At 39.2% G+C, this 13035-nt stretch carries 9 protein-coding genes and 1 tRNA gene; 7 read left to right on the plus strand and 3 right to left on the minus strand.

The window, feature by feature from the left end:
• Positions 1 to 393: 393 nt before the first annotated feature.
• Entirely contained in the window at positions 394 to 1227 is an 834-nt protein-coding gene (locus AA650_RS05515; RefSeq protein WP_053538285.1) for a carbohydrate ABC transporter permease, read from the minus strand.
• 110 nt (positions 1228 to 1337) lie between these two features.
• Between AA650_RS05515 and AA650_RS05520 the strand changes: the two genes are divergently transcribed.
• The gene (locus AA650_RS05520) at positions 1338 to 2174 is read left to right on the plus strand and encodes a D-alanyl-D-alanine carboxypeptidase family protein (RefSeq protein ID WP_053538286.1); all 837 of its coding nucleotides are present in this window, start codon (positions 1338 to 1340) and stop codon (positions 2172 to 2174) included.
• 247 nt (positions 2175 to 2421) lie between these two features.
• Positions 2422 to 3000: a TIGR04376 family protein gene (locus tag AA650_RS05525; RefSeq protein ID WP_053538287.1), complete on the plus strand. Its 579-nt coding sequence runs from the start codon at positions 2422 to 2424 to the stop codon at positions 2998 to 3000.
• Between the two features lie 53 nt (positions 3001 to 3053).
• On the opposite strand, the gene AA650_RS05530 is transcribed toward AA650_RS05525, so the two are convergent.
• Together AA650_RS05530 and acsF are read right to left on the minus strand one after the other, a co-directional pair.
• Positions 3054 to 4439, minus strand: a complete 1386-nt coding sequence (locus tag AA650_RS05530; RefSeq protein ID WP_053538288.1) for a hypothetical protein — start codon at positions 4437 to 4439, stop codon at positions 3054 to 3056.
• Positions 4440 to 4612: 173 nt separating this feature from the next.
• Positions 4613 to 5689 (minus strand): magnesium-protoporphyrin IX monomethyl ester (oxidative) cyclase, encoded by a 1077-nt coding sequence (gene acsF / locus AA650_RS05535; RefSeq protein ID WP_053538289.1) that lies wholly within the window; start codon positions 5687 to 5689, stop codon positions 4613 to 4615.
• A gap of 621 nt (positions 5690 to 6310) precedes the next feature.
• On the opposite strand from acsF, the gene AA650_RS05540 reads away from it, so the two are divergent.
• The 5 genes from AA650_RS05540 (at position 6311) to gltX (ending at position 12970) form a co-directional block, all read left to right on the plus strand.
• The gene (locus tag AA650_RS05540) at positions 6311 to 7753 is read left to right on the plus strand and encodes a TM0106 family RecB-like putative nuclease (RefSeq protein ID WP_053538290.1); all 1443 of its coding nucleotides are present in this window, start codon (positions 6311 to 6313) and stop codon (positions 7751 to 7753) included.
• 61 nt (positions 7754 to 7814) lie between these two features.
• The gene (locus AA650_RS05545) at positions 7815 to 8996 is read left to right on the plus strand and encodes an esterase-like activity of phytase family protein (protein ID WP_053538291.1); all 1182 of its coding nucleotides are present in this window, start codon (positions 7815 to 7817) and stop codon (positions 8994 to 8996) included.
• 87 nt (positions 8997 to 9083) lie between these two features.
• Positions 9084 to 10556 carry a serine/threonine protein kinase gene (locus AA650_RS05550; protein WP_053538292.1) on the plus strand — a complete coding sequence of 491 codons (1473 nt, stop codon included), beginning with the start codon at positions 9084 to 9086 and terminating at the stop codon, positions 10554 to 10556.
• A 686-nt stretch (positions 10557 to 11242) separates the two neighbouring features.
• Positions 11243 to 11316 (plus strand) — tRNA-Asp (locus AA650_RS05560).
• 211 nt (positions 11317 to 11527) lie between these two features.
• Complete coding sequence (gene gltX, locus AA650_RS05565; RefSeq protein WP_053538294.1) at positions 11528 to 12970, plus strand: glutamate--tRNA ligase; 1443 nt, start codon at positions 11528 to 11530, stop codon at positions 12968 to 12970.
• Positions 12971 to 13035 lie beyond the last annotated feature (65 nt).

Genomic DNA, 13035 nt, shown 5'->3' on the forward strand with positions numbered 1-13035 from the left:
CTAAATGCTAGGAGTCAGGAGGTAAGTAGGTTGGTGTTGAAAATTGTCGTTATGGCAAGGCAAAAGGCAAGAGGCAAGAGTGAAGAGGGTTTGGGCGATTTTACATTTCTTTACACAGTTTGGTTTTATTGTGTTCACCTACTTAGAATTATTGAAAATAGCTTTTGCATATTCCCAGGATTGCCATATCCGGGGTTCAGAAGCTTGATGATTTTTTTGGCGTTGCTGAATCGAGGTATGAAATTTCCAAATTGAACCTTTAAAAATCTTACCTTTGCGTCTTTGCTACGGCAGTCGCTCATGGGGGAAACCCCCAAGACCGCGCTGCCTCGCCTTTGCGTGAGACTAAAATTCATACCCTTAATCAGCAACGCCATTTTTTTATCTGCATTTTTAACCCTTGACTCCACTCCCCGTATCAGTAGGGACGATGTATTTTTGTAAAAACAAAAATAATACTAACACTGGAGTAATAGAAATTACTGAACCAGCAGCCACTAACCGCCAATCTAAGGAAAATGTTCCAGCTAACTTAGCTACCCCCAATGGTAGAGTATATAAACTTTCATCCTGAATGACAATTAAAGGCCACAAGAAGTCACTCCAAGCACCAATAAAGACAAAGATAGCCAAAGTAATTAAGGCTGGGCGAATGGCAGGTAGCATTACGCACCACCATAATCCTAACTCAGAACTGCCATCTAAGCGAGCCGCTTCCTCAATTTCTTTTGGCACACTTATCAAAGCTTGTCGGAGTAAAAATATACCAAAAGCAGATGCTAAACTCGGAAAAATTATCCCTAAGTAACTATTTCGCAATCCTAGTTGCACTGTTAAAATATATAAAGGAATCATGACAATTTGGAAGGGAATCATAATTGTGGACACAATGGCAATAAAAATCCCATTTCTGCCCACAAATGATAGTCTAGCCAAGGGGTAAGCCGCTAAGGAACAAAATAACAAATTTAAACCAACTGTTAATACTGATACTAATATACTATTGTATAAATAAGTTCCAAAAGGTAGAGATTGCCAAACTCTGGAGAAGTTTTCTAATGTTGGTTGATTGGGTAATAATTGGGGTGGTGACTGCCAGATATTTTCCGTTGGTGATTTTAAGGCTGTACTGATCAGCCATAATAATGGAAATAGCATCACCAGGGCGATCGCTCCTAGTATTCCATAAATAACTAAGGTTTGAATGCGAGAGTTTTTAAAATTCATTATCTTGATAAAAATGATTAAACACGAAAGTAATTAACCTAATAATACAAAAAAATGACTGGATTTTGCGATATGATGAAATCGAAATTTTCAAAATAAGTAATATTTTCATGAAACTAGTTCTGAAAATAGCAGCATTTGTGACTATAATTATTTTTGTTAGTGTTAGCTTAGTCTCTATCCACAAAATTTCCCAAAGTCAGCCAACACAAACCCCTCAAATCACGGCAGACTGTATAACTAACTCCGACATACCTTGTCATAGCCCAACAACATCTGTAAATACACAATTTATTCCCAATCAGCAATTAGATGATCAACAGCGTTTCTTAGCAGTAATCGCCAAAAAAATCCCCACAATTCCCCAAATTGATACTTTTGAATATACTTTACTGCGTACTTATGGGACAGTATTTATTAATCAAAAGCCAGGAATTAACCTACCACAAAAAGTGATTTTAGATAACGAATCAGCAACCCAATCTTTTCAGGATGCAATTAATATAGCTTTAGTAAATGACACACAAGAATGTTATTTACAAAAAACAGCCGCCACCGCTTTAAATCAAGCCAAAAGTTTAGCAACCATTCCTTTAAAATCAGGTTACGCTGGAGATTGTCTTCGCAATTTTGCCACCAATTTAAGATTTTGGAACAAATACGCAAATAGCGAAACATTAACACAAGTAAAAGCCGGAAAAGAAACAAAAATTCTCGGATTAGTTGCCCCCCCTGGCACATCACAACATCTGTGGGGATTAGCAATTGATTTACAAGTATCAACATCAGCCCAAAGACAGGCCTTAAATGAAAATGGCTGGTTTCAAACTGTAGTTAGTGATCTTCCCCATTGGACTTATTTAGGCTGGAGTGAAGATGATTTACCCAAATTTGGATTACAACAAAAAATTGTCCAAGGAATCAAATATTGGGTAACACCCATTTAACAGGAGTTCAGGAGGTAGGGGCGCAGGGCCTGCGCCCATTCAGAAGTATGGCTAACGCCACGCTACGCTATCAGAAGAATGAAGAATGAAGAATGAAGAATGAAATTTCTCCCCTACTTCCCCTACTCCCCCTACCTCCCCCACTCCCCCTACTCCCCCCACTCCCCCTACTCCCCTACTCCCCTACCCCCCCACCCCCCGTTCCCTGTTATAAATAAACATATATCTAATCTTTGGAGTATTAACAGTGAGTTTATTTGATGATTTAAGTCGGTTTTTAGAAAGTCGTTTAGAAGAATTCTTGCGAAATAACCCTCATTTAGAGTTAGAAGCACTATTAGAACAACTGCGGGAACAAGAAGAAGATACATTAAAATTAATTGCCGAGTTACAATTGCAAGAGAAGCGATCGCAAGATGAAATCCTCTCCACAGCCCAAGAAATTCAAAAATGGCATATCCGTATTGAAAAAGCCCAAGCCGCAGGTAGACAAGACTTAGCCACCCCAGCCCAAGAACGAGAAGCAGCACTACTGCGAGAAGGAAATCAGATGTGGGGACAAATGCAAGGTATAAAAGAACGTATTAGTCAATCCCAAGAACTACTTCGCAAAATTCAACAACGTCGTCAAGAAGTACAAATCAAAGCAGCCGAATTACAAACAGCAAGAACCAAAGCACAAACCCAACAAAGATTAGAAACTGAAACTCATGGCTGGAATACAGCTACTAATTATAATAGTAATTTTGATGACCTAGAAAATACATTTCGCCGTTGGGAAACCCAAGATGAATTAGAAAAACTCAAACGCAACATGGGAAAATAATTATGGATAACAAGATCCCCGACTTCTCTAAGAAGTCGGGGATCTAAATCTTATCATCGCTTACGAATTACCCCTTGCCAACTAATTTTTTGCTGTATAGAACGTCCACCTAAAGAACGAATTGCCACAACTTCAACATCAACCTTTACACCTGGATTTAAAGCTTGACTAGGAATTTTTAACTTACCTAAAGCCAGAGTAAAATTATTATAACTACGACTTACTAACTCAGCAGGAACTTCCCCTTCATATAAAATTTGAGGATTAAAAGCATCATCAAAATTATCTCGCGCTCGATATTTCACTTTAAACCGAGTATTAATCACATCAGATTTACCAGCTAAATCAACTATTCTGAAACTGAGATTTTGTCCCGAATTAGCAAATTCAGCCACAGCTAACCTAATCACATCTTCCTGAAAAATAGCATGATTTACAGTGTACTCCGTCAAACCTCCCGTAGTTTTAGCAGTACCATCAACCCAGAGATTTTCAGGAAAAGCAATATCTATTTCTTGATTATAATTTAAAGAGAGTTTTACAGATTGATTGGCAAAATTATTAATATCCTGTTTTTCTGACCAAACTAATTTAAAAGTTCCATCTAACCGCCGTTCAAACTCTCGATATTCATCAGCAATTACAGAACCAATGGCAAGTAAAGACTTTGCCCCTTGACGAATTTGCCACTTATTTTTAGAAAGATTAAATTGTTGATTTGCCAATTGAGAAACCGCAATTTCCGCAGTTGGTTTATCATCTGCTAAAACTTCTTTGCCATTAACTATACTTAAAATTCCTAACCTGCCCGGTTTACCATCACGCCCATCTCTACCATCACTGCCATCGCGTCCATCGTAACACCGATAAACCTTTTGAGTACATTGACGATTGAGAGTACCAGATCTTCCTGTACAACTTTCCCTCTCCCAACGTCGTTGACGACAGGAACAACCCACCGCACCTCTAGCACCTCTTCCACCCCGTCCACCTTCGCCACCAACAGCCCGAACGGCAATTTTCCTTAAATCTGCCAAATTCGTATAATAGACCGTCAGATCGCCACCCTGACCACCATTGCCACCAGAACCACCGCTACCACCATCACCACCATTGGGGGCATTAACATTATCTCGTCCTTCTTCCTGATAATTCCGACAACTAGGACGAAAACCCGGTTCACCATCCTCGCCATCTTCACCATCTTTTCCAGATAAGTCAAGATTAACCGCCGAACCATCAGCGTTTATTATCTGGCTTGTCCCACTGCGTCCATCTCTACCGCTACGTCCGTTACTACCATCCCTATCATAATACCCAGCTACTTTTAATTCTTTAACATCCGTTGGACAGACAACCGCACCCACCGCAGGTAATAAATTAGTAAATAAACAAAATGTCAGCAGAAACGGTAATTGATATCTAAAATTTTTGTGCATGATAAGTAAAACTTATTATATAAAAGATTTGGATTTGATGTAGGGGTAGCGCCCCCGTGCCTACCCTGATTCTTGGGCAACAACGGGGGGTTTGCACCTACTTTCAAAAATCAATGATAAAAAAAGGTGGTTTTGTCCAAGACAAAACCACCTCCTCAAAAAATAAACTCAAATTAACGAGCTTGTCCGTGAGCAGAAGCCGCATCAATAGGCTTCATCAGATATAATTGTAATAACTGCCAACCATGAGACAAATAGATTGGGAATTTTTGGAAGAATTGCAGGAATTTAGGAGTATTAGAGCTAGAAATTGCTGCCAATTTTTCGTTATTCTTGACGCAAACATCTAAACGCTGATAAAACGCTGGGTTTTCAACATCCAAAATAACTGGGAAGACTCTACCAGCGGTTTCATTAGTCTTCTTGATTACATGAATATCATAATCACGCGCATCCAAGCCCAAGGAAGCATAGAAATCTTTGCGTTGAATATCATTGAGATACATAGTTGCAAACACTGACAACAGGAAGAAGCGACTCCATAGTTTAGCTCTCCAGTCATTCAACATTTGTGGCTGCGCTCTCATAACCGCATCAAAGAAATCACCGTGACGGTTTTCATCCTGACACCAGTTCTCAAAAAAGTTGAAAATTGGATAAATTTGATCTTCAGGATGGGCTTCTAAATGACGATAAATGGTGATATAACGCCAATAACCAATCTTTTCAGAAAGATAGGTCGCGTAGAATATGAATTTGGGCTTAAAGAACGTATAACTACGGCTCTTAGTCAAAAATCCTAAATCTAAAGAAAGATTAAAGTCTGACATAGCTTTGTTCAAGAACCCAGCATGACGGGCTTCATCCCGTGACATCAGGTTAAAGCCTTCAGCTAAAAGGGGGCTTTTATCCTTTAGGCGACGGCCGAGTTCTTTGTATAGCAAGAAGCCGGAAAATTCTGCTGTGCAAGAACGTTCGAGAAATTCAACGAACAATTTGCGAGTTTCTCCGTCAATAGAGTCCCAAGATTTTTCAAACTGAGCATCCCGAACAAAGTGATGGCGGTTGTAGTCAATGCGGAATTCTGCAATAATAGCTTCTAATTCCTCTTCATTGACGGAAAGATCCATCTGCGCCATTTCATCGAAATCGGTTGTGTAAAACCTTGGTGTTAAAAGGGTTTCTTTCGCCGGGGACTTAACTCCAGAACGAATTTCGTCAGAGCTTGGTTTTTTGAGGGAGTCTACCATGTTTTGATTTGCTCTTTTATCTTTCTTTTCTTGATGACACCAGAAAGCTGATCCTTATGCTCTCACAAGGTGCAAGGGACAACAATTATGATTTTGTATGAAATTCAGTGTAGCAATATCTAGCCCAGAAATGAGCAGATAAATGATTAAGAGTTGCAAAAATCCACAAAAAACGATTTACACTTTATTTCTATGGCAATAAGGATGATGGTTTTAATGCCGCCTTTGAGGCGCGGAAGGTTAAATTAGCCAAAACCGAGGAAAATCATGTAAGCTGGGAAAATACAAGACATTATTAATTGGGCTGGTAATATGGTGTTGAAAAATATCGCCAACAGTGATGTTTTATACTAAAATGTCGAACCTTCTGTGCTGGTTACTCCGGTGGGACATAATGTGTTGGTGATAATCACTCATGAAAAACCAGAACTAAGTAGGTGAACGCAATAAAACCAAACTGTGTAAAGAAACGTAAAATCGCTGAAAACTTCTTTACTCTTGCCTATTGCCTATTGCCTTGCTATAACGACAATTTTCAACGCCAACCTACTTACACTATTTGGCTGAACAATGCAATTCTTAACTGTCCTGTAATTTCTGAATTATTGTTAGCTTAAAAGGATGTTAATCAATGCTCAACTTTTACTACAATTTCAACGCTGTCAGCGACGACCTTTTTTAGATGTTCATGGTGATTATCTTCAGCGAGAGATTCCCAATGAGTTAATGCTGAAGGTGCAGAAGGACAAAAGCCTTCATCATCAGCGGATAGTCAGAAAGTTAAGTTATTCCGAACCGGATTATGTTGCGAGTGATTGGCAAGCAGGAGCAGCATCAACTCTAGCACTGATGCAGCAAGGAGTGAGTTATATTCGTCGTGGTGTAATATTAACTACCTATTATGAAAAATATACTTTGCTGAGTCGCCCAGATTTGCTTGTGAAACAGCCAGGGAAATCCCGTTTTGGAAATTGGAACTATGTCCCGGTTAATATTGAATTGGGTAAGCGTCCTAAGCAAGAATATCAGGTAGTTATTGCTTTTCACGCCCAAGTTTTAGCTATGGTTCAGGATGTGATTCTGAGTCAGGCTGGGCTGATATTGCGAGATAAAGATAAAACTTATGTGGTGGATTTGGACAAATGGACACCACAAATGCTGGATATTTTAGAGGAATATATTCAAGTTATTGAGTCGGTGGAAGCACCGGAAATTTTTATTTCTCGGCAGAAATGTAATCTTTGTCCCTGGTATAATTATTGTTATGCGAAAGCGAGATCTCAAGAACATCTGTCTCTGTTGCCAGGTGTAACACCGATTCGCTACACTCAACTGCAAAATTTGGACATCACTACTTTAGAAGCACTGGCACAGACCCATCCTAGCACCTTAGAAAACTTAACAGGATTTGATGGTAATGTGGCAGCTAAATTAGTTGTCCAAGCCCAATCTGTATTCACCAAACAACCCTTGATTCTGGCTGATTCCTTTTCTTTAGAATATCTGACTTTTACAGCCCCGATTGAACTTTATTTTGATATTGAAGCCCAGCCAGATTTAAATTTAAATTATCTTTTAGGTGTTTTAGTTGTGGATAGAGTTGCTAATACTGAACAGTTTTATGCTTTTTTGGCGGAACAACCAGAACAAGAACCTCTAATTTGGCAACAATTTTTAAATTTAGTGAATCAATATCCCCAAGCACCAATTTATCATTTTTGTGCTTATGAAGTGGATACAGTCAAACGCCTGGGAAAACTGTACCGCACACCTCATGCTCAAATTCATCCTCTCCTGAATCGGTTTGTTGATATTTATGAACAATTAATTCAAAGTGTGGCTTTACCAATAGATAGTTATGCGTTAAAAACTATTGCCCGTTGGCTGGGGTTTGAATGGCGTGAACAAGAAGCCAATGGTGCTAAATGTATTTACTGGTATGATAAGTGGTTAGAAACAGGCGATCGCACTTTATTAACAATCATCCAAGACTACAACGAAGATGACTGTCGCGCCACCCGTACTGTCAAAGATTGGCTAGTCAGTTTTTTCACAAGTACATAAAACTTCTTTCTTCTTCCTAATTTCTAACTGGGCGCAGGCCCTGCGCCCCTACTATTATTCTATGTTGCATCTTCCAAAATTTCGGAAACCATTCCTGATTCTTATCTTGGCAACTTCACTAATTCTGATTAGTTTTCTGGTTAATAATTTCGCTTCCGCTTCTTTCATCATCAACAGCATAGAATTTATTGGTCAAGCTACCTTACCCACAGGTTTAACTTTCCAAAAAACCGAAGTTGGCGGTTTATCGGGAATTACTTATGATGCCAAAAATAACTTGTACTACGCAATATCTGATGACAGAGGGCAAGAAGCACCACCTCGTTTTTATACTTTAACAATTGATCTGAGTAAAGGTAAACTAAATAATAATGGAGTTGTTCCCGTAGGTGTAACGAACTTATTAGATAATAATAATCAACCATTCCTCCTCAATACTACTGATACAGAAGGAGTTGCCCTCACTAATAAAGATACCATATTTGTTTCCTCAGAAGGTGATGTAGACAGACTCATCAATCCCTTTATTAAAGAGTTTGCACTAGCTTCTGGAAAAATAATTAATACCTTACCCATACTGGATAAATTTCTGCCAGATTCTCAAAAGCAAAAAGGCATTCGCAACAACTTAGCCTTTGAAAGTCTCACCATTACACCGAATCAAAAACTTCTATTTACAGCCACTGAAAACGCCTTAATTCAAGATGGTACAGCAGCCCAATCAGGTGTTGGCACATCTTGCCGCATTTTGCAATATAACCTCTTAACCAAACAGCCAGAACAGGAATTTCTCTACCAAACACAACCAGTGACACCCTTGTTTAATCCTACAGGTAAATTTGCCAGTGGCTTACCTGATTTAGTAGCGATCGATAATGCAGGAAACTTTCTCAGTATAGAAAGAAGTTTCACAGGTTTGGGATTTACAGTTTCTCTGTTTCAGGTTTCCCTAAATAAGGCCACAGACATCCATAGCTTAGACAACATTACCGAAATTGACCCTGATAAAATCCAGCCAGCAGCAAAAAAACTCCTCTTAGATTTACGAACTTTAGATGTATCATTAGATAATATTGAGGGATTAACCTTAGGTGCAAAACTCCCCGACGGGCAACCATCACTAATTTTAATCAGCGATAATAATTTTAATGGACTACAACAAACCCAAATTTTAGCCTTTAAGCTGAAAATTGAGTCTCCACTAACCAAATTATTACGCCGCTTTAGAATACCTAACTTGTGACATACTCCACACACTCCCCTATGCCTTGCGGCACGCTTGCGCGAACGGGTGAGTGTGGGCTTCTCAGTGACTGTAGAGGTTATTAACGTGAATAATAGTCCATACCTGCCTCCACAAAATCAGGAGTTGGTAGCCAACCGTTATCAAATTAAAACATTAATTGAAAGAGGTGGCATGGGTGAGGTATTTCTAGCAGAAGATATGCTGCTGGGAGGAACACCAGTAGCCATTAAGTTTTTATCTCAAACTGTTATTGATACTCAAAGACAGGAAAGCTTTAACCGTGAAGCTCTTCTCAGTGCGGCTTTAAGCCAAAAAAGTGTTCATATTGTTCATGCTTATGATTATGGTGTAACTACTAATGGCAACCCATATTATGTCATGGAATATTTATCTGGACAAAGTTTGAAGGAATTAATTCCTCTGTCTATCCCCATGTTTCTCAATCTAACTCGGCAAATTTGTTTAGGCTTAAAGTGCGCTCATCAAGGTGTCAATATTGATGGAAAAATTCAGCCATTAGTTCATAGAGATATTAAACCAGCTAATATTATTGTTACTCCAGATCCCATCTTAGGTAAATTAGTTAAAATATTGGATTTTGGCATCGCCAAATTTCTTAATAGTACAGAATCAATGATCACCAATGAAAAATGTTATGGAACTTTAGCATACTGTTCTCCTGAACAATTAGACGGTGGAGATATAGATAGTCGTTCTGATATTTATAGTTTAGGTGTAGTCATGTTTGAAATGTTGACAGGGCAAAAACCTTGGCAACCAGCAGCGGAAGGATTTGGGGCTTGGTATCAAGTACATTTATTTGAATCACCAAAACATATATCAGATATAAAACCCAGTCTCCAAGTTCCACAGCAACTCGATGATTTAATTATTAGTTGTTTAGCTAAAAAGCCAGGTCAACGTCCCCAAAATATGACGGAAATTCTCCAGGGTCTGGATAAAATAGAACAATCCTTGGAGCAAGCATCTTTAAATTCAGGTTTGGGAAATTCTGAATTATCTCAAACCAAAATCATACTTGATCAACAATTTACTTGGCCTCAAAATAAGCCAACTCAAAAAATTGTTTTTCCTCAACTCATTAGTGAAAAAAAAGTATCTACAGCTTCTTTATGGATAATGTTACCAGAATTAGAAATTCAAAATTATGCCTATACTACACGCTACACTCGATTTATTTTTATTACACATCCCCATCCGATGTTGTTATGGATAACACTACTTTACGACCATGACCTTACCCCTAAGTGGCTACCATGTTACTTAGATATGCAAAATTCCCAAAATCTCAAATTGGTGTGGTCATTGGCGGAAAATGAGTCCTATTCCTTACTTTTCTTTACCTTAGAACCTTCACATTGCTGTACTAATATGTTCAGTATTAGTATTTCTCCCTTACAAACACAAAATCTGAAGAATTGGGTGCAACAAAGTCAGAGCATGAAAGCTTCTACGGAATTCGGAACTAGCAAAAGCTTGTTAAAGCAGCAATATGAATATATAAAATTAGAGATACTAAAGCAGTTAAAATCATGAACTTGTAGAATTTAGGCACTGTAAGTAGTCGGACAAAATTAAATTCACTCGTTGAGAGAGGGAACTCTTAACTCTTAACTGGGAACAGAAAAATCAATTGTGTAATTAATTCTGTCCCATTACGTATAAATATACTGAAAACGGTTCATAGTTTAACCAAATATGAAACCCCTCTGGTAAACCTCTCCCCGCAACGGGGAGAGCCTTTGAACTTTGTATTATTAGCGGGCTTTTCAGCCCCCACCACAAGAAATTTTGGGATATTTTTTTAATGGGAAGTCTCTTAGGGAACACCAAAAAATAAATTACCCAATTTTGTGGGATGGGCATCCTGCCCGTCCTTGATGATTAGCGGGCAAGATGCCCGCACCACAAGAAATTTTTGGATATTTTTTTAATTGGAAGTCCCTTAGAGTAAGCCACAAAATAAATGATCCTGTTTTGCCATGCTGAGTGTAGCGTTCGCGGAGCGTGGCGTTAGCCATAGGGAAACGAAGCATCTCAAGAGATTCTTCACTACACTTCGTTTTGTAATGCCTCTGACACGCTGCGTGAACAGAATGACATTGGGCATTTCTTTTTGTGGAATTCTCTAATTGCCTCTAAAAAAAATCTTTTCTCAAACTACTTGACAAATATAAAAAGACTGGGCATAATAGTGAGAGTGCAAGTTAAGCAAAACGCAAGGGACTGTAGTTCAATTGGTTAGAGCACCGCCCTGTCACGGCGGAAGTTGCGGGTTCGAGCCCCGTCAGTCCCGTTCTAAGAGACTTCCAAATAAAAAAATGTCCCAAAACTGATGCAGAAATTCTCTCTCTGTGTACTCTGTGCCTCTGTGGTTCGTTTCTTAGGATAATTTATTTCTTGGAAGTCTCTAAAATACTGAATATGAGATAAAGAGTTGATAAGGGAAACCCATAGGCTCTAATTTCAGTATGTGTAATCATGATTTGTAAAAGAGAGAATTAACTGTGACTGTCAGAGTTCGCATAGCTCCGAGTCCTACCGGAAATCTACATATTGGTACAGCGAGAACGGCTGTATTTAATTATTTGTTTGCTCGTCACCATGATGGCAAGTTTATTTTAAGAATCGAAGATACTGATTTAGAGCGATCGCGTCCAGAATACACAGATAATATTCTGGATGGACTACGCTGGCTAGGATTGAATTGGGATGAAGGTCCATTTTTTCAATCTCAACGCCTACATCTTTACAAGGAAGCGGTGCAAAAATTACTAGACCAAGGATTAGCTTACCGCTGCTACACCACATCTGAGGAATTAGATGCTTTGAGAGAAGGGCAAAAAGCCAGAGGGGAAGCACCCCGCTATGATAACCGTCACCGTCACCTCACCCCAGAACAACGGGCTGAGTTTGAAGCTCAAGGGCGTTCTTCCGTGATTCGTTTCCAAATAGATGATAGCCGAGAAATTGTCTGGAATGATTTAGTCCGGGGGAAAATGAGTTGGCGGGGTAGCGATTTGGGTGGTGATATGGTGATTGCTCGCGCTGCTAGTGATGGTACTGGTCAACCACTATATAATTTTGTGGTGGTTGTGGATGACATTGATATGCAGATTACTCATGTCATTCGTGGTGAAGACCATATCGCCAATACTGCTAAACAGATTTTGTTGTATGAAGCTTTGGGGGCGAAGATTCCCGAATTTGCTCATACACCTTTGATTTTGAATCAAGAAGGGCGCAAATTATCGAAGCGGGATGGAGTAACTTCCATTTGTGACTTTCAGGAAATGGGCTTTACTGCGGAAGGTTTAGTTAATTATATGACTTTGCTGGGCTGGTCGCCAGCGGATTCTACTCAAGAAATATTCGATTTAGAATCAGCAGCTAAGGATTTTGGCTTTGAGCGGGTAAATAAAGCTGGTGCTAAATTTGACTGGGATAAGTTGGATTGGTTAAATAGCCAATATCTCCATAATATGCCAGTTGATAAGCTGACAGATTTAGTTATTCCCTTCTGGTCAAAAGCTGGGTTTCAATTTAATGGTGGGAGAGAACGGACTTGGTTAGAGCAGCTAGTGGGGTTAATTGCTGCTAGTTTGACTCGGTTGGTGGATGCTGTGGACATGACCAAGGTATTTTTTACTGAGGGGGTAGAATTGACTGAGGAAGGCAGTCAACAATTACAGCAAGCAGGGGTGAAGACTGTGCTACAAGTAATTATTGCAGCTTTAGAAAGTCAACCAGAGTTAACTGCTGATGTCGCCCAGGATATTATTAAGCAGGTTGTGAAATCAGAAAAGGTGAAAAAAGGCTTAGTGATGCGATCGCTCAGAGCCGCATTAACTGGGGATGTACATGGACCAGATTTAATTCAGTCTTGGTTACTACTTAATCAGATTGGTTTAGATAAATCCCGCTTAAATCAAGCAATTAGCAATAATTAATTTCCGGGTATTGGGTCAGAATTTTCTGGAATTTTAAATTCTCCCGGCGGTACTCAAGTCTTTTA

The sequence above is a fragment of the Anabaena sp. WA102 genome (assembly GCF_001277295.1).
GTDB classification, from domain to species: Bacteria; Cyanobacteriota; Cyanobacteriia; order Cyanobacteriales; family Nostocaceae; genus Dolichospermum; species Dolichospermum heterosporum.